Below are 16,878 nucleotides of genomic sequence, written 5' to 3' on the forward strand. Positions count from 1 at the left end.
TGATTGATGGCAAATAAAATACTGTTCTGCGCCACTGTAGATTACCATTTTAAAGCCTTTCATATACCATATATGAAATGGTTCAAAGAACAAGGCTGGGAAGTTCATGTAGCAGCTTCCGGAGAGTTGAAACTGCCATTCACAGATAGAAAATTCAATATTCCATTTAAGCGGTCACCTGTTCACACAGAAAATGCTAGAGCCTATTTTCAGCTTAAAAAAGTTATTGATCAAGAGAAATATCAATTGATTCATTGCCATACACCGATGGGCGGTGTACTTGCACGATTAGCTGCACGTGCAGCAAGAAAAAAAGGATCCAAGTTAATCTATACAGCTCACGGCTTCCACTTTTGCAAAGGAGCGCCATTGAAAAATTGGCTTCTCTATTATCCTATAGAGAAATGGCTGGCTCAGTATACAGATTGCCTAATTACTATCAATATGGAAGACTACGCACGGGCGTTGCATCATTTAAAAGCTAAAAAAATCAGGCATGTTCACGGTGTAGGGGTGGATACAGAAAGATTTAAACCCATCACCGAACAAATGAAAATGAAAATAAGAAAATCATTAGGATATCAACCTGATGATTTTTTATTATTTTATGGAGCAGAATTTAATCAAAATAAGAATCATTCCTTACTACTTCGTGCTTTTGCAAATATAAAAGAAAAAATGCCTCATGCTAAACTGCTGCTTGCCGGCGAAGGCATAACAATGGAAGAATGCAAACGACAAGTGGTCCACTTAGGCATTGAGAATATGGTCGATTTCCTTGGATACAGAAATGATGTAGATCAACTGCTCCCAATATGTGATGCAGCAGTATCTTCAAGTCTTCGAGAAGGGCTTCCAGTAAACATCATGGAAGCAATGGCGTGTGGGCTGCCAGTTATCTGCTCGAATAATCGCGGCCATCGGGAGCTGGTTGTTGATGGGGAAAATGGCTATTTATTCAGTGTTGATAATCCTGAGCAGTTTGAGAATTGCTTAATTGCTCTATATCAAAACCCTAGCCCTATTGATCACATGAAATTAAAATTCATGAACTATTCTAAGAAATACTCCCTCAAGTTGGTCAGTAGAGAATTAATGGAAATATATTCGAGTTTTATGGTGGTGGATCAAAATGAATCCAAAAGTAAGTATAGTCGTTCCTATCTATAATGTTGATAAATACTTGGTTAGGTGTTTGGACAGTTTACTTAACCAAACCCTAAAAGACATTGAAATAATATGTGTTAACGATGGATCATCGGACGCGAGTCTTCCAATCTTAGAAAAATACGAAGAAATTGATAAAAGGATTAACATTATCAATAAAGTTAATGGGGGAGTATCTTCTGCAAGAAATTGCGGAATTGATGCAGCAAGAGGCGAGTATATAGGCTTTGTTGATCCAGATGACTGGGTTGACCATGATATGTACCTCTCACTTTATAAAACGGCAATTTCTGATAAAGCGGATATTGTCATGTGTTCCTATATTCGCGAGTTCTCAAACCATTCCAAAGAAAAGAAATTTAATTTTCCAGAAAAAAGTATTTTTGAAAATCAATCAGTTAAGTCGAACATCATGCGTAAATTAATTGGACCACTTAATGAAGAGGTTGCAAATCCAGAGCTAATGGACGCATGGGGAACTGTTTGGTCAAAGTTATTTCGTGCAGATATTATTAAAAGCAATGAAATTCGGTTTACAGATCTTAATGTGATTGGAACAAATGAGGACTTATTATTCAACATTCAAGTAATTAATTTTGCACAAACCTTTGTTTTCTTAAATAAACCTTACTATCATTATTGGCGAGCTAATTCCGGTTCTGTAACAACAGGGTTTAAACCACTATTATTTGACCAATGGCTAAACCTGTATCACCTTATAGAAGAGTTTATAAAAAAAAATTCTTTATCGGAAGAGTATTATTCTGCACTGAATAATCGCATGTGCTTGGGGACTCTTGGTCTCGGACTAAATACTATAAGTAAAGAAAACAAAGATTCATCGTTTAAAAAGATTAAACACTTAAAACATATCCTTAAGAGTGAACAATTAAAAAACTCTTTTAAACAATTAGACTTAAAAAAATTTCCACTTATTTGGAAGGTGTTTTATTTTAGTGCAAAAATACGATCAGCAACTAGTTTATATTTCATGCTAATTGCCATAGAAATACTGCGAAAGAATCTAAGATAGGAGTGTGCGGATTTGAAACCACTTCGTGTTCTGCAAGTAGTTACGGTGATGAACCGTGGGGGTCTGGAAACAATGTTAATGAACTACTATCGTCATATTGACCGAGATAAAATTCAATTTGATTTTATGGTTCACCGACAAGAAGAAGGTCACTACGACCAGGAAATAATAAAGCTTGGAGGCAAGATTTATAAAATGCCTCAAATAAAACCAGGGAATTATAAATCATATTTTATTAAACTCGATGATTTTTTCCAAGTACACCCATATTATAAAATCGTTCATTCACACATAAATGAGAATAGTAGTTTTGTGTTAAGGGCAGCAAAAAAAGCTGGAATTCCTTGCCGAATAGCCCACAGTCACTTAAGTGATTTAGGGATTGACTACAAACTTCCTTTCCGGTTATATGCCAGATATGAAATGAGAGATCACCCAAGTGATTACTTTGCGTGTTCTAAAAATGCAGGAAAATGGTTGTTTGGAAGAAATAAAAAATTGAATCTTGAACGAGTTACTATTCTTAATAATGCCGTTAATACACAAGAGTTTACATATGACCCCAAAAAACGATTGAAACTAAGAAAGGATCTTGGAATTAGAGAAGAACAACTAGTAGTAGGTCATATTGGAAGATTTAACAAACAAAAAAACCATATATTTCTTATCGAAATTTTTAAAGAGATATTAACATTGAATGGAGATGCTATTCTTTTACTTGCTGGTGACGGATATCTAAAAACTAAGGTAGAAAAAAAGGTAAAGGAAATGGGATTAATTGATCAAGTGAAGTTTATAGGAGTTCGATCGGATATTCCTAATCTACTGCAAGCGATGGACATTTTTTTATTCCCATCCTTATTCGAAGGGCTTCCAGTGGTTTTGGTAGAAGCTCAAGCAGCAGGATTGAGATGTGTAGTTTCAGATTCAATTACAAAAGAATGCGATCTTACGGATAGAATTGAATTTATGAGTTTAAACTCGCCGCCATTAACATGGGCCAAAAAAATACTTTCACTTTCATATGAACACCTGGATACCTCTAACATGCTGCGGAACAGAGGCTATGATACTTTTACAATGAGTAAATGGTTAACGAAATATTATTTTGATCATGCATTATGATTATAAAAAATGGAGGAATAGCTGGATGGTTCCGACACTTACAGTATTCACACCAACCTTTAATAGAGCTTATACTCTTCATCAGTGTTATGAAAGCTTAATCAGGCAAACTTGTAAAGACTTTATTTGGCTGATTATCGATGATGGTTCCACCGATAACACTCATTCACTTGTAGAGAAATGGATTAAAGAAAAGAAAATCACTATTCGATACGTTTATCAACAAAATCAAGGAATGCATGGTGCCCATAATAAAGCATATGAGTTGATCGAATCCGAATTAAATGTATGCATTGACTCAGATGACTTTATGCCAGATGATGCGGTTGAGAAAATTTTATCCTTTTGGAAGAAGTATGGAGGCGCTCATGTTGCGGGAATTGTAGGGTTAGATGCAGATAGACAGGGAAATGTTATTGGTACTTTAATGCCCGAAGAAGTAAAGGAATCGACACTAATCAATTTATATGGGAAACATAAGGTGAAAGGAGATAAAAAACTTGTTTATAGGACAGAATTAATGAAAGAAACGCCGCCATATCCAATCTTTCCTGGCGAAAAATATTGTCCTTTAAGCTATAAATATATTTTGATTGATCAAAAATTTCCCTTATTGATATTAAATGAAGTGCTTTGTACAGTAGAATATCTGCCGGATGGCTCAAGTTTAAATATGATCAGTCAATATAAGAAAAACCCTAGAGGTTTTTCTTTTTTTCGTAAAGAGGCAATGAAATATTCACCCACCTATAAGGATAGATTTCGTGAGTCCATCCATTATGTTTCCAGCAATCTAATGATTGGGAATGGTAAATTCATTTTTGAATCACCAAGGAAACTTACTACCTTAATGACCACACCCTTAGGCTTTATTTTATATTTTTACTTAAAATATACAAACCTACCTTGAGTATTAAAGAATATTTAGTTTCTACAAATGGAAGGGTTTTAAAATGACAATTTTCTACTTTAATCTTGTGGTTGTGTATGTATTTTCGTTATGTGCTAGATATTTTTCGAAGGTAACTTCAAACTTTTCAGTTGTTGCTCCCAATAAGATACCTGCAACAATTGCACTGACTAGCCTAGTGGTAATTGCTGGACTAAGAAATAATATTGGGGACACTTTTTTTTATATGCATTCTTATAAATTGAAACATTTTACTTTAGGTGACATTGATTTTTCAGGTGATTTTGGATTTGATTTATATCAAATGATATTACAAAGAATATCGAGGGATCCTCAAATTTTAGTTTTAATTACTGCTTTAATAACAAATGTGCTAATAGTAGTGGTTTTATATAGATACTCAAGGTTATTTGAAATTAGCTTATTTGTCTATATTACTGCAGGATCATATTTAGTCTCAATGAATGGAATAAGACAATTCTTAGCAGCATCTATAATTTTCGGTGCAACCAAATACATTATGAATGGTGATTGGAAAAAATACATCTTTATTATATTAATTGCTTCAACCATTCACAAAAGTGCTTTAGTTTTAATTCCTATTTACTTCATTGTTCGCAGTCCAGCTTGGAGTAAAATAACATTACTGCTAATTTTGGGATCTATATTTATCGTTTTTGGATTTAACCAATTTTCTTCCGTATTGTTTTCTGCTATTGAAGACACACAATATGGCCACTATTCTAATTTCCAAGAAGGCGGGGCCAATATTCTAAGGGTTATCATTACGGCGGTACCAATTGTAATAGCCTACATCGGACGAGAAAAGCTAAAGCTTATATTTCCTAAAAGTGATTATATTGTAAATATGTCCATTATTAGTTTAGTATTCATGTTAATTTCAACACAAAACTGGATATTTGCTCGATTTGATATTTACTTTGGACTTTACAATTTAATCCTAATTTCGTGGGTTGTGAAGCTTTTTTCAATAAAAGATCAAAAACTAATCTACCTCTCTATATTAGTTTGTTATTTTATTTTATATATTTTCGAGCAGAGTATTGGCATGGGTATTATTTATAAAAGTGTTTATATAAATTTATAGGTGGGGATGAGGAATGGCAATTTTAGTAACCGGTGGCGCAGGATATATCGGAAGCCACACGTTGGTAGAACTGTTGCAAGCTGGATATCAGGCAGTAGTGGTTGATAATTTTTCAAACAGCAGTGAAGAGTCATTAAAAAGAGTGAGTGAGATTACAGGAAAAAAGGTTGAGTATTATTCCGGTAGTTTGCTGGATAAAGAGTTAATGGAAAGGATATTTATTGAAAATCATATTCATGCAGTCATCCATTTTGCTGGCCTGAAAGCGGTAGGTGAATCTGTTGAAAAACCTCTTCATTATTATCAAAACAATATTGGAGGTACGCTATCCTTACTTGAAACTATGTTAAAATTCAATGTAAAAAGTCTTGTATTCAGTTCATCTGCAACAGTTTATGGAAACCCCAAAACCGTTCCGGTTATAGAAGAATCTCATCTGTCCACAACAAACCCTTATGGGCGGACAAAGCTTTTCATTGAAGAAATTTTAAAGGATCTGTCCAATGCAGACCCGAACTGGAGCATCACAACTCTTCGTTACTTTAATCCGATTGGCGCCCATAGCAGCGGGGAAATCGGAGAAGATCCAAAAGGTATTCCCAATAACCTTTTACCATTCATTACAAAGGTTGCTTCTGGAGAATTAGAAATGCTTCACGTATTCGGAGCGGATTATCCTACAGAGGATGGCACAGGTGTAAGAGATTATATTCATGTGGTTGATTTAGCTGAGGGCCACGTAAAAGCTCTTGAGAAGAACATTCAACACACAGGTATTCACACTTACAACTTAGGGACAGGCAATGGATACTCTGTTCTTCAGGTCATTCAATCATTTGAGAAAACAACCGGTATAAAGATTCCTTATAAAATCGAAGGTAGACGGCCAGGGGATGTACCTGTTTGTTTCGCAGATGCTACTAAAGCAGAATTCGAATGGGGTTGGAAAGCAGGAAGAAGAATTGATGAAATGTGCAAAGATGCATGGAATTGGCAGTCAAAATATCCTGCTGGGTATAAAACAAATAAAATAGAAGAAATCTCTAGTAGCCCTCGCTTGCAGAACAGCGAGGGTCTTTTAATGGAATAAATTCAGAACCGAGGTAAGAAATGTGAATGAAAGACAATTTCAAGAATTATTGAAAGAAATTTATATGTTAGGAAATGAAAGTGAAAATATTCGGATAAGTGAATTGCTTGAAGAATTAAAGCGAAAAATTTATTCAGCTTTATATACGTCAAAATGAGCTTTATAAGGGTGAGGAAGCTTGAAAAGGTTATTTGATTTGACTATAGGATTTATTATATTAATTTGTTCATTTCCGTTTATGATTTTCATTGGCATACTAGTAAAAACAAAAATTGGATCGCCAATCATTTTTAAACAGCTCCGACCTGGATTAGAGGGTAAGCCGTTTTATCTCTATAAGTTCAGGACAATGAAGGATTCAATAGATGATTATGGAGCATTACTCCCGGATAACCAAAGGCTCACAAAAGTGGGGAAGTTTTTGAGGAAATACAGTCTTGATGAATTGCCGCAGTTTATTAATGTGGTGAAAGGTGATTTAAGCCTTGTTGGACCAAGGCCATTATTGATGGAATATTTGCCGCTATATTCGGCCGAGCAAAGGCTCCGACACCATGTGAGGCCAGGCATCACAGGTTGGGCGCAAATTAATGGAAGAAATTCGATTAGCTGGAATGAAAAATTTCTCCTGGATGTCTGGTATGTGAAGAATCAAAGCTTTATCTTAGATCTTAAAATCATCTTTTTGACTATCTTTAAAGTACTTTCATCTGCAGGAGTCAATCAAACTGAAATGGTAACGATGGAAAAGTTCGAAGGAACAAATACAGTTGTGAGAGAGGGTCATGGATGAAAATTGCCGTAATTGGTAGTGGCGGGCATAGCAAAGTCATTCAAGAAATGATCATGAGTATGACCGGAAACGAAATCATTGGAATATTTGATGATAAGTTCCAAAAGGAATTTAAAGAACAAAATGTACAGTATGGACCTGTTTTTTCAGCAAAAAGAATGGCTGAAAAGGATGATCAAGTAAAATTCATATTAGCCATTGGGAATAACGAAGTAAGAAATAAAATCGTAAATCTTTTAATGCTGCCAATTGAAAAATATGCCACAATTATTCATCCTTCTGCTGTCATTAGTAAAACTGCAAAAATCAGGAACGGGAGCGTAATCATGCCAAATGCAGTCATTAATGCAGAGGCTGTAGTTGGTTCGCACTGTATTATCAATACGAGCTCCGTCATTGAACACAACTGCATGCTTCGTGATTTCGTTCATATTTCTCCAAAGGCTGTCTTAACGGGAGGGGTTGAAGTGGAAGATGGGGTACAGTTAGGTGCTGGTAGTACAGTCATTCCAAATATAAAAATTGGAAGCTGGTCCATGATTGGTGCTGGTGCAGTTGTTATAAGGGACATTCCCTCTAATAGCATTGCAGTAGGAGTGCCAGCCAAAGTACTAAACAAATCCAAAGGAGGAAAAGCCATTGTTGACTGCTACAGAAAAACAGCGAATCTATCTTTCGCCACCTCACATGAGCGGCCATGAAATGAAATATATTCAAGAGGCATTTGATACAAACTGGGTCGCACCACTAGGACCGAATGTAGACGCTTTTGAAAAGGAAATTGCCCACTATGTAGGAGCCAATGATGCTGTAGCAGTGAGTTCTGGAACTGCAGCGATTCATTTGGCTCTTTCTTTATTGAATGTCAATAAAGGGGATACCGTATTTTGCTCCTCTCTAACATTTGTTGCCAGTGCCAATCCGATAATCTATCAAGGCGCAGTGCCGGTATTCATCGATTCAGAACCCGATACTTGGAACATGTCCCCGGTGGGCCTTGAGAAAGCATTAAAAGACGCCGCTTCAACTGGAAAGCTTCCAAAAGCGGTGATCGTTGTCAATTTATATGGCCAGAGTGCAAAAATGGATGAAATCTTAAGGTTATGTGAGGAATATGACATTCCAGTTATTGAAGATGCAGCAGAATCTCTTGGATCAACTTATAAAGGAAAACCAAGTGGAGCGTTTGGGAAATTCGGGATATTCTCATTTAATGGAAATAAAATTATCACTACATCGGGAGGAGGAATTTTAGTCTCCAATGATAAGGAACTATTAAAAAAGGCACGGTTTCTGGCTACTCAAGCGCGAGATGCAGCTCCGCATTACCAGCATAGCACAACAGGATTCAACTATCGCATGAGTAATATCTTAGCGGGAATCGGCAGAGCACAACTTCAAGTGTTGGAGGACAGAGTTGCAGCAAGGAAACGAATATTTTCTGTCTATTTTCAAGAACTGAATCATCTCCCAGGAGTATCTTTTATGCCTGAACTTGAAGACACAAAAAGCAACCGATGGCTGACAGCTTTAACAATCAATGAAGAAATGGCCGGTGTTTCTGCACAAACATTAATAAATGAATTAACAAATCAAAATATTGAAGCACGTCCTGTATGGAAGCCACTTCATTTGCAGCCGCTATTTGAAAGTACCAAATATTATCCACACTATGAAGAGGAGAGCATTTCTGAAAGGCTATTTGAAGACGGAATTTGTCTTCCCTCTGGCTCGAATATGACAAATGAACAGCAAATGAGAATCATTAATGCAGTGGAAAACCATTTTAAAGCGAGGGTTTAAAAAAGATGTGAAAAATAAGGGGAAAAGATGAGGTATAACGAATGCTTGGACAAAAAATATATGAATTGCGAAAAAGAAAAGGACTTACATTATCTGAACTGGCAGATCGAGCAGATATCTCTAAGTCCTACCTTAGCAATATTGAAAGAAATATTAATAAAAATCCATCAATTCAAGTCACCAAGAAAATTGCTGCCGTACTTGATGTGGATCTGAACGTCCTTTTAAACGCTGATTCAAAGAAAATAAATGAAACTATTGAAACTGAAATCGCCGATTTGGCTAAGGAATTAAAAAGCTCGGGGATTGAAAGAGAGCAGATAGAGGAATATAGAACGCTGCTGGAGTTTATCAAATGGAAAAACCAAAATTCAGATGTTAAATAGGAAAAGTAATCTCTTTCGCTAATATTTCCTGAAGGAGGAGAGTAATGAACCAAAATAAACCCATTAAAATTTTGCACGTAGTTGGTGCAATGAATCGTGCAGGAACAGAGACCTTGTTAATGAATATCTACAGAAACATGAACAGGGAAAAAGTTCAGTTTGACTTTATATCCTATAGTAAAAATGATGCACACTATGACCGTGAAATCAAAGATTTGGGCGGTAGGATTATTAAACTTTCTAAAACGAATTCAATCTTGGAACTCTACAATATAATGAAGAAATATGGACCCTATGATGCTGTACACTCACATACATTATTTCATTGTGGGCTGGCTAATTTAGCTGCTTTTTTTAGTGGTGTAAAGGTTCGGATTTCTCATGCTCATACGACAAAGGACGATGATTCTAATTTTGCAAGAAAATTATATATTCATTCAATGAGAACATTAATTAAAATTTTTTCTACTCATTTTTTAGCGTGCAGCCAAGAGGCTGGAAAGTATTTATTCGGTGGGAAGCTGTTAGAGAGAGAAAGGTTCAAGTTCTTTCCTAATAGTATTGAGTACTCATCCTTTCTAAAAAAGCCAATCCACGAAGTTGAAAAAATAAAAAAAGAAATGCAGCTTGAGAAAAACATCGTAATCGGGCATATAGGGAGATTTAGTGAATCAAAGAACCATTACTTCCTCTTGACTATCATGAAAATTATTAAGAAAAAGAAACTGCCCATAAAAATGGTGTTGGTTGGAGATGGGAATTTAAAAGCTGAACTGGAAGAAATGGTTGCAAAGGAAGGGATGACAGAAGATATAAAGTTTGCAGGAATTAGAGAGGACATACCTGCTTTACTTCATACGATGGATCTGTTTGTGTTTCCATCAAAGTATGAAGGATTAGGGATAGTGCTCTTAGAGGCGCAAGCAAGCGGCTTGCATTGTATAGTATCAGAAGCCATTCAGCCTGAAGCAGATATGAAATTAGGATTAATGACCAGGCTTCATTTATCAGATGGGGAGAATGTTTGGGCGGATACAATCATTGCAAAGGCTATAAAAAAACAAAGGGAAAATGATACGAAAAAAATAAACCAAGCATTTGAAGAGCAAGGATTCTCCATATTTAATGGGATAGAAGAACTCATGAATATTTATCAGGACATTCCAGGAGGAAGAAATGAAAAATATATTAATAGCTTCCTTTGATATGGAAGTAGGAGGTGTAGAAAGAAGCCTCATCAGTATGTTGAATAATTTTGACTATGAAAGTTATCAAGTTGATCTTATGCTTTATAGCCATACCGGGGATTTTATGAACTTACTTCCTCTTCAAACAAATCTTCTACCAGAAATAAAAAAATATAAGACTTTTAGATTGTCAATTAAAGAAATGATAAGTAAAGGGGAACTTAGCATTGCCTTTGTTAGACTAATTGCTAAATATCTTGCGACCTTAACAAACGCAACTGAAGAAGGATATAAACAAATGCAATACATGTGGAAATACGCACTTCCGTTCTTACCAAAATTAGAAAAAGAATATGATATTGCCATCAGTTATTTATGGCCACACTATTTTGTTGCAGAAAAAGTAAATGCAAAATTAAAAATTGCGTGGGTTCATACTGATTTTTCGGTGATTGATACAGATGAGAAACTGGATATAAAAATGTGGAGTAAATTTGATTACATAGCAGCCGTCTCATCAGAATGCAAAAAAGCATTTCTAGAAAAATACCCAGTCCTACACGGTAAAGTTATAGTAATTGAAAACATTACCTCACCAGACTTTATTCGTAAATTAGCTGATGAAGGAATAGAAGAATTTATAAAAAATGATTCGCGCTTTAAAGTGGTGACAGTTGGGAGATTATCCCATGCAAAAGGGATAGACATGGCTGTCGACGCATTAAAAATCCTAAAAGACAAAGATTATCCTATTGTTTGGTATATAGTTGGATATGGCGGGGATGAAAGCAAAATACGAGAGTTAGTTGCTGTTCATAAATTAGAAAATGAATTTATCTTATTGGGGAAAAAAATAAATCCATATCCATATATAAAAATAGCAGATCTTTACGTGCAGCCTTCAAGGTATGAAGGGAAGGCAGTAACAGTAGGTGAGGCACAAATTCTTGCAAAACCAGTAATGATCACAAATTATACAACTGCCTCAAGCCAGTTGAGAGATGGTTTAGACGGATATATCTGCAAATTAAGTGCAGAAGGAATCGCTGATGGAATTGAAAAACTCTACCGAGATAATGAGTTGAAAATGAGTCTAGAAATGAATTGTAAAAGTACAGATTTTTCCAATACCCATGAAATTAACAAGTTATATCAAATAATGTGAGGAGGAGCAATTAATGAGTATGCCTTTGGTTAGCATAATTGTTCCTATTTATAATGTAGAGAAATATATAGAAAGATGCATTAAGAGTATATTGATGCAAACATACAGTAACTTGGAAATCATTTTAGTGAATGATGGTTCTCCAGACAATTGTGGGAATATTGCAGAGGATTTCAAGAATCGAGACAAAAGGATAAAAGTATTACATAAAGAAAATGGTGGTCTTTCCGATGCAAGGAACCATGGAATGCTTCATGCAACGGGATTATATACTATGTTTGTCGATAGTGATGATTGGATTGAAGTGAACATGGTATCAGATTTAGTGAATACAATCGTATTATTCAAAGCTGATGTGGTCCAATCAGCTTTTTATTATGCATATGATTCGTATTTGCTTGCAGATACAAGATACTATGATCTAGATGATCAACCCACCATGCTTAACAAACAAGAACTGATGTATGAATTAGTGGTTAATGAAAGAGTAAAGAACTTTGCTTGGGGGAAGCTTTACAAAACAATATTGATTCAGGATATTCCGTTCAAAAAAGGAGTTTTATATGAGGATGTTTTTTGGGCGCACCACATCATGCACAAAGTAGAGACATTCATTCTTCTTCACACACCGCTTTATAATTATTACCAGCGAGAAGATAGTATTGTAGGGAATTACAGTTTGAAGAATTTAGATTTTATTAGGGGCCTGAAGGAAAGGCATTCCTTCATTGAACGAAATTATCAAATTTTGACTAATGAATCCTTAAAATCGTTAGCAAAGGCCATTTTAATCCAATACAACTTAATACTCTTTAACAACAAAAAAATAAATGGAATGCAGATTAGAAGGAAGATGAGAAACTATCTTTTGAATAATTATTCGGAAATTAAAATGGCATTTAGCGATTGTCCAACCTTGCAATTTCAACTTCAACTATTTAAATTCCATCCATTCTTACCAGTGCTTTATTTAGGAATAAAAAAATCACTTAGGTTCCTAAAATTCAAAAAACCATTAAATGATGGATTAGTGAAAATATATATAACACCAAAAAATAATAAAAGAGGTGTTCAGTATTAAAACACTTGAATACTTGAAAGCAAAAGTTATTATAATGATTATCCATTTGTTTAACATGTTGCCTATAAAAAACAATAAAATTTTCTTTTTTAGTTATTATGGAAGCCAATATGGAGGTAATCCAAAATATATATCTGAGTTCATTTTAGAGAATTACCCTCATGATTGCTTTGATATCGTATGGGCATTTAATCAGCCTCATACTAAAAAAAGCATTCCGGGAATACGTAAGGTAAAAAGGTTTTCAATCAAATATTTTTATGAAATCTGTACTTCTAAAATTGTCATTACTAATTTTAGGACTACAGATTTTTTTGTAAAAAGAAAACACCAATATTATATCCAAACTTGGCATAGCTCTTTGCGATTAAAACATATTGAAGGGGATGCAGAAAAGGAACTTCCAAGAGAATATATAGATATGGCAAAAAGGGATTCCCGTAAATGTGATTTACTTGTATCAGGCTGCCATTATAGCTCCATGATTTATAAAAGAGCTTTTTGGTATAGGGGAGAAATTTTTGAAGTTGGCACACCTAGAAACGACTTATTATTTTCAAATAATAGGCATAAAAAAGAGCAGGTTTTAAACAGGCTAAACATTGATGAAGGTCTGAAAATTCTATTGTACGCCCCAACATTTAGGAAAGGCAATAATTTAGAAATCTATAAAATAAATACCAAAAAAATCGCTGGAGATTTAAAGATGAAATTTGGTGGAGAGTGGGTTGTTCTGATAAAGCTGCATCCTCATTTACTAAACAAGTCAAGTCAACTACACTTTTCTTCTAACGTCATTGATGTGACAAATTACGATGATATTCAAGAGCTTCTTTTAATATCTGATGTGCTAATTACTGATTATTCTTCGCTTATGTTCGATTATGCCTTAACACGGCGCCCCTGCTTTTTATATATCCCGGACATTGAAAATTATATTAAAAATGAAAGAGGTCTGTATTTTGATGTAAATGATCTCCCATTCGAAATTGCCTTAAATCAGAAAGAACTCAATCAAAGAATAAAAGATTTTGATAGCGATATATATGATCAAAAAGTGAAACATTTTCTAAAAGCAGCGGGTTCTTTTGAGAACGGGAGAGCATGTGAGCTCTTAGTTAATCGAATTTCTAAAGTTTGTTTTGACATTAAAAGGAGTGATTATAGTGAAGCAATATAAAACAGGATATACGACTGGGGTATTTGATTTATTCCATATTGGGCATTTGAATATATTGAAGAAAGCAAAAGAACATTGCGATTATTTAATTGTTGGGGTTAGTACAGACGAATTAGTAATGTCTTATAAAAATAAAAAACCTGTCATTCCTCTTGAGGAAAGAATCGCTATCGTAGGAGGAATTAAATATGTTGATCGAGTAGTTCAACAGACAAATCGCGACAAATTTTCAGCATGGGAGCAATTAAGATTTGATGTAATGTTTGTAGGAGATGATTGGAAAGGGCATCAACTGTTTAATGAAGTGGAGAGAAATTTTAATCATGTAGGTGTAGATATAGTCTATTTCCCCTATACAAAAGGAGTATCCTCTACTTTGGTAAAACAGAAAATCACATTGTGATTGAATAAAATTAGAGGTGAAATTTAATGAAGAAAAAACTTTTATTTGTAATTGAATCTTTGGATTGTGCAGGCGCAGAAAAGAGTCTTGTTACATTATTATCTTTATTAGATTATACAAGATTTGAAGTGGATTTAATGCTTTTCGCACATGGGGAAATGCTTGAAAAACTTGTTCCCGAAGATGTGACGATATTAAAGCCATTGAGTTACTTGACATTTGCCAAATTAAATATGAAATCTGCATTTTTACAATCTTTAAAACTAAAAAATTTTGATTATTTGAAGGCGAGATTAAAGTATTCATGGGCAATTAGAAAGAAGAAATGCGGGAATATAAAAAAAGCTCGATTATTTTGGAAGAATATATCTTCTGTCATTGAAGATAGTCCCAAAACATATGATATTGCGATAAGTTATTCGCAAGGAGTTCCAACATTTTATGTAGCTGAAAAAGTTAAAGCTGAAAAGAAGTATGCGTGGGTGAACACAAGTTATAAGCTTGAGGACAAAGAAAAAATATTCCAAAAAAATTTTTATCAAGTTTTCACAAAAATTATTGCTGTATCTGATACTGCAAAGAATATTTTTTTAAAAGTCTATCCTGAATTTTCCCCTAAAATTAATGTGATCTATGATATTAATGATTTTGAATTAATATCAAAAATGTCATATTTAGGTAAATCTTTTGAGGGTAACTTTAGTGGTAATAAAATACTAACAATTGGAAGATTGAGCGAAGGTAAAGGATATGATATTGCTCTTGAGGCTTGTAAAAAATTAAAGAATTATGGAATTGATTTTAAATGGTATGTACTGGGAAAGGGGCCTCTAGAAAACCAAATTAAAAATTACATTAAAGATAATGATTTAGAAAGTCATTTTATATTAATAGGTGTAGAAGCGAATCCTTACTCTAAAATAAAAAATTCGGATATTTATGTTCAAACTTCTAAATTTGAAGGTTTCGGGCTGGCAATAGCAGAAGCTAGAATGTTAAATGTTCCTGTAGTTACTACAAACTTTGACTCGGTATATAATCAAATGATTAATGGGAAAAATGGCCTCGTAGTTGAAATGAATTCAGAAGCCGTATTTCAAGGGATTCTAAAACTTATACAAAATCAATCATTAAAGAAGGAAATTATTGATTACCTTAAGAATGAAAAAAAAGGAAATTTAGAGGAACTAGATAAATTTTATCAATTAATTGGATGACTTAGTTTAGGAAGTGATAAGGCAATGAAGCAAAAGGTTTTATTCATGATCATTAATATGAATATTGGTGGGACAGAAAAAGCTCTTCTTAATCTGCTTGAAGAATTTCCTGAAAATAAATTTGAAGTGACAATTTTAATGTTAGAGAAGAATGGAGGTTTTTTAAGTTATATTCCAGAATACGTAAAAATAGAGGTGCTAGATAGTTATCAGGAAATTAAACCATTTTTAAATCTGCCTCCACAAACTATCGTAAAGTTACTAATAAATAAAGGAAGATTCTTAAAGTTATTAAATTGGCTACCAAGATACTTAGTTTTAAAATTATTTAATGATCCAACTATTTTGTTTAAGTGGCTGCTAAAGGAAAAAAGAAAATTACCAACTGAATTTGATGTTGCTGTCGCTTATGCAGGTCCTATGGATTTCATAAGTTTTTTTATTGGCAAAAAAGTTAATGCAAAGAGAAAATATCAATGGATCCATTTTGATGTAACGAAAATTGGATTCAATAAATTCTTTGCTGCTAAGATTTATAAACAATTTACAAAGATATTCACTGTTTCTGAAGAAGGGAAAAACAAATTAAGTAATTTAATTCCAAATTCATTAGGAAAGATAGACGTTTTCCACAATGTCATCCATGTAGATGCCATTACTAAAATGGCAGAGGAAGATAAAGGATATCAGGACGATTTCAAAGGGACTCGCATTCTGACAGTTGGAAGATTAAGCAAAGAAAAAGGTCAAGATATGGCTATCAAAGCACTTGGAGAATTAATTAAAGAAGGGTATAACCTTCGTTGGTATTGTATTGGGGAAGGAAACGCCAGAAAGGATTATGAGGAACAAATTAAGAAATTGGGATTGGAAAATGAATTTATTCTTTTGGGTTCTAAGGCAAATCCTTATCCATATATGAAGGACTGCGATTTATATGTTCAACCATCTAGGCACGAAGGATTTTGTATAACACTTGCAGAAGCAAAAGTATTTAATAAACCAATAATTTGCACTACTTTTACAGGTGCTAAGGAGCAAATTATCCATAATTACACCGGCTTATTGGTTAATAATTATTATGATCTTTACAATGCAATAAAAAATCTAATGCAAAATAAAACATTAATGGAAAAGTATGAACACAATTTAAAACAAGAAAAGAAAAATAAAACATATGAAATAGAATTAAGGATATTCTGAATGGTTAGAAAATTAATATAAGTACAA

Annotated in this window: 18 protein-coding genes; all 18 read left to right on the forward strand. The window is 34.0% G+C overall.

Features of this window, described 5'->3' with window-relative positions; all coding sequences use genetic code 11:
• Positions 1-3 precede the first annotated feature (3 nt).
• Genes DFR59_RS05095 through DFR59_RS05175 form a run of 18 tightly spaced genes read left to right on the forward strand, consistent with a single transcriptional unit; the run spans position 4 to position 16,851 of the window.
• The gene (locus DFR59_RS05095) at positions 4-1,170 is read left to right on the forward strand and encodes a glycosyltransferase family 4 protein (protein ID WP_114744527.1); all 1,167 of its coding nucleotides are present in this window, start codon (positions 4-6) and stop codon (positions 1,168-1,170) included.
• Complete coding sequence (locus DFR59_RS05100; RefSeq protein ID WP_114744528.1) at positions 1,133-2,200, forward strand: glycosyltransferase family 2 protein; 1,068 nt, start codon at positions 1,133-1,135, stop codon at positions 2,198-2,200. The genes DFR59_RS05095 and DFR59_RS05100 overlap by 38 nt, the downstream gene beginning before the upstream one ends.
• 12 nt (positions 2,201-2,212) lie before the next feature.
• A complete protein-coding gene (locus tag DFR59_RS05105; RefSeq protein WP_114744529.1) occupies positions 2,213-3,325 on the forward strand; it encodes a glycosyltransferase family 1 protein in 1,113 nt (370 codons plus the stop codon).
• 25 nt (positions 3,326-3,350) lie between these two features.
• Complete coding sequence (locus DFR59_RS05110; RefSeq protein WP_114744530.1) at positions 3,351-4,235, forward strand: glycosyltransferase family 2 protein; 885 nt, start codon at positions 3,351-3,353, stop codon at positions 4,233-4,235.
• Positions 4,236-4,278: 43 nt separating this feature from the next.
• The gene (locus DFR59_RS05115) at positions 4,279-5,343 is read left to right on the forward strand and encodes an EpsG family protein (protein WP_114744531.1); all 1,065 of its coding nucleotides are present in this window, start codon (positions 4,279-4,281) and stop codon (positions 5,341-5,343) included.
• Positions 5,344-5,356: 13 nt separating this feature from the next.
• On the forward strand, positions 5,357-6,433 hold the full coding sequence (galE, locus tag DFR59_RS05120; RefSeq protein ID WP_114744532.1) for a UDP-glucose 4-epimerase GalE: 1,077 nt from the start codon (positions 5,357-5,359) through the stop codon (positions 6,431-6,433).
• Positions 6,434-6,455: 22 nt separating this feature from the next.
• Positions 6,456-6,590, forward strand: a complete 135-nt coding sequence (locus DFR59_RS20620) for a YwzD family small protein (RefSeq protein WP_484078104.1) — start codon at positions 6,456-6,458, stop codon at positions 6,588-6,590.
• Positions 6,591-6,611: 21 nt separating this feature from the next.
• A complete protein-coding gene (locus DFR59_RS05125) occupies positions 6,612-7,226 on the forward strand; it encodes a sugar transferase (protein ID WP_114744533.1) in 615 nt (204 codons plus the stop codon).
• The gene (locus DFR59_RS05130) at positions 7,223-7,927 is read left to right on the forward strand and encodes an acetyltransferase (protein ID WP_114744534.1); all 705 of its coding nucleotides are present in this window, start codon (positions 7,223-7,225) and stop codon (positions 7,925-7,927) included. The genes DFR59_RS05125 and DFR59_RS05130 overlap by 4 nt, the downstream gene beginning before the upstream one ends.
• A complete protein-coding gene (locus tag DFR59_RS05135; protein ID WP_114744820.1) occupies positions 7,914-9,029 on the forward strand; it encodes a DegT/DnrJ/EryC1/StrS family aminotransferase in 1,116 nt (371 codons plus the stop codon). The genes DFR59_RS05130 and DFR59_RS05135 overlap by 14 nt, the downstream gene beginning before the upstream one ends.
• Before the next feature lie 41 nt (positions 9,030-9,070).
• Complete coding sequence (locus DFR59_RS05140) at positions 9,071-9,415, forward strand: helix-turn-helix domain-containing protein (RefSeq protein ID WP_114744535.1); 345 nt, start codon at positions 9,071-9,073, stop codon at positions 9,413-9,415.
• Between the two features lie 44 nt (positions 9,416-9,459).
• Positions 9,460-10,620, forward strand: coding sequence for a glycosyltransferase (locus DFR59_RS05145; RefSeq protein ID WP_114744536.1), 1,161 nt, complete (start codon positions 9,460-9,462; stop codon positions 10,618-10,620).
• The gene (locus DFR59_RS05150; RefSeq protein ID WP_114744537.1) at positions 10,592-11,767 is read left to right on the forward strand and encodes a glycosyltransferase; all 1,176 of its coding nucleotides are present in this window, start codon (positions 10,592-10,594) and stop codon (positions 11,765-11,767) included. The genes DFR59_RS05145 and DFR59_RS05150 overlap by 29 nt, the downstream gene beginning before the upstream one ends.
• A 13-nt stretch (positions 11,768-11,780) precedes the next feature.
• Entirely contained in the window at positions 11,781-12,848 is a 1,068-nt protein-coding gene (locus tag DFR59_RS05155) for a glycosyltransferase family 2 protein (RefSeq protein WP_211318522.1), read from the forward strand.
• Positions 12,849-12,882: 34 nt separating this feature from the next.
• Complete coding sequence (locus tag DFR59_RS05160; RefSeq protein WP_114744822.1) at positions 12,883-14,028, forward strand: CDP-glycerol glycerophosphotransferase family protein; 1,146 nt, start codon at positions 12,883-12,885, stop codon at positions 14,026-14,028.
• Positions 14,015-14,431 (forward strand): FAD synthase family protein, encoded by a 417-nt coding sequence (locus DFR59_RS05165; RefSeq protein WP_114744538.1) that lies wholly within the window; start codon positions 14,015-14,017, stop codon positions 14,429-14,431. Before DFR59_RS05160 ends, DFR59_RS05165 begins: the two co-directional genes overlap by 14 nt.
• Before the next feature lie 26 nt (positions 14,432-14,457).
• Entirely contained in the window at positions 14,458-15,648 is a 1,191-nt protein-coding gene (locus tag DFR59_RS05170) for a glycosyltransferase (protein ID WP_114744539.1), read from the forward strand.
• Between the two features lie 24 nt (positions 15,649-15,672).
• Positions 15,673-16,851 carry a glycosyltransferase gene (locus tag DFR59_RS05175; RefSeq protein WP_114744540.1) on the forward strand — a complete coding sequence of 393 codons (1,179 nt, stop codon included), beginning with the start codon at positions 15,673-15,675 and terminating at the stop codon, positions 16,849-16,851.
• Positions 16,852-16,878: the final 27 nt, after the last annotated feature.

Origin of the sequence: Falsibacillus pallidus (assembly GCF_003350505.1) — a bacterium.
Lineage (GTDB): Bacteria > Bacillota > Bacilli > Bacillales > DSM-25281 > Falsibacillus > Falsibacillus pallidus.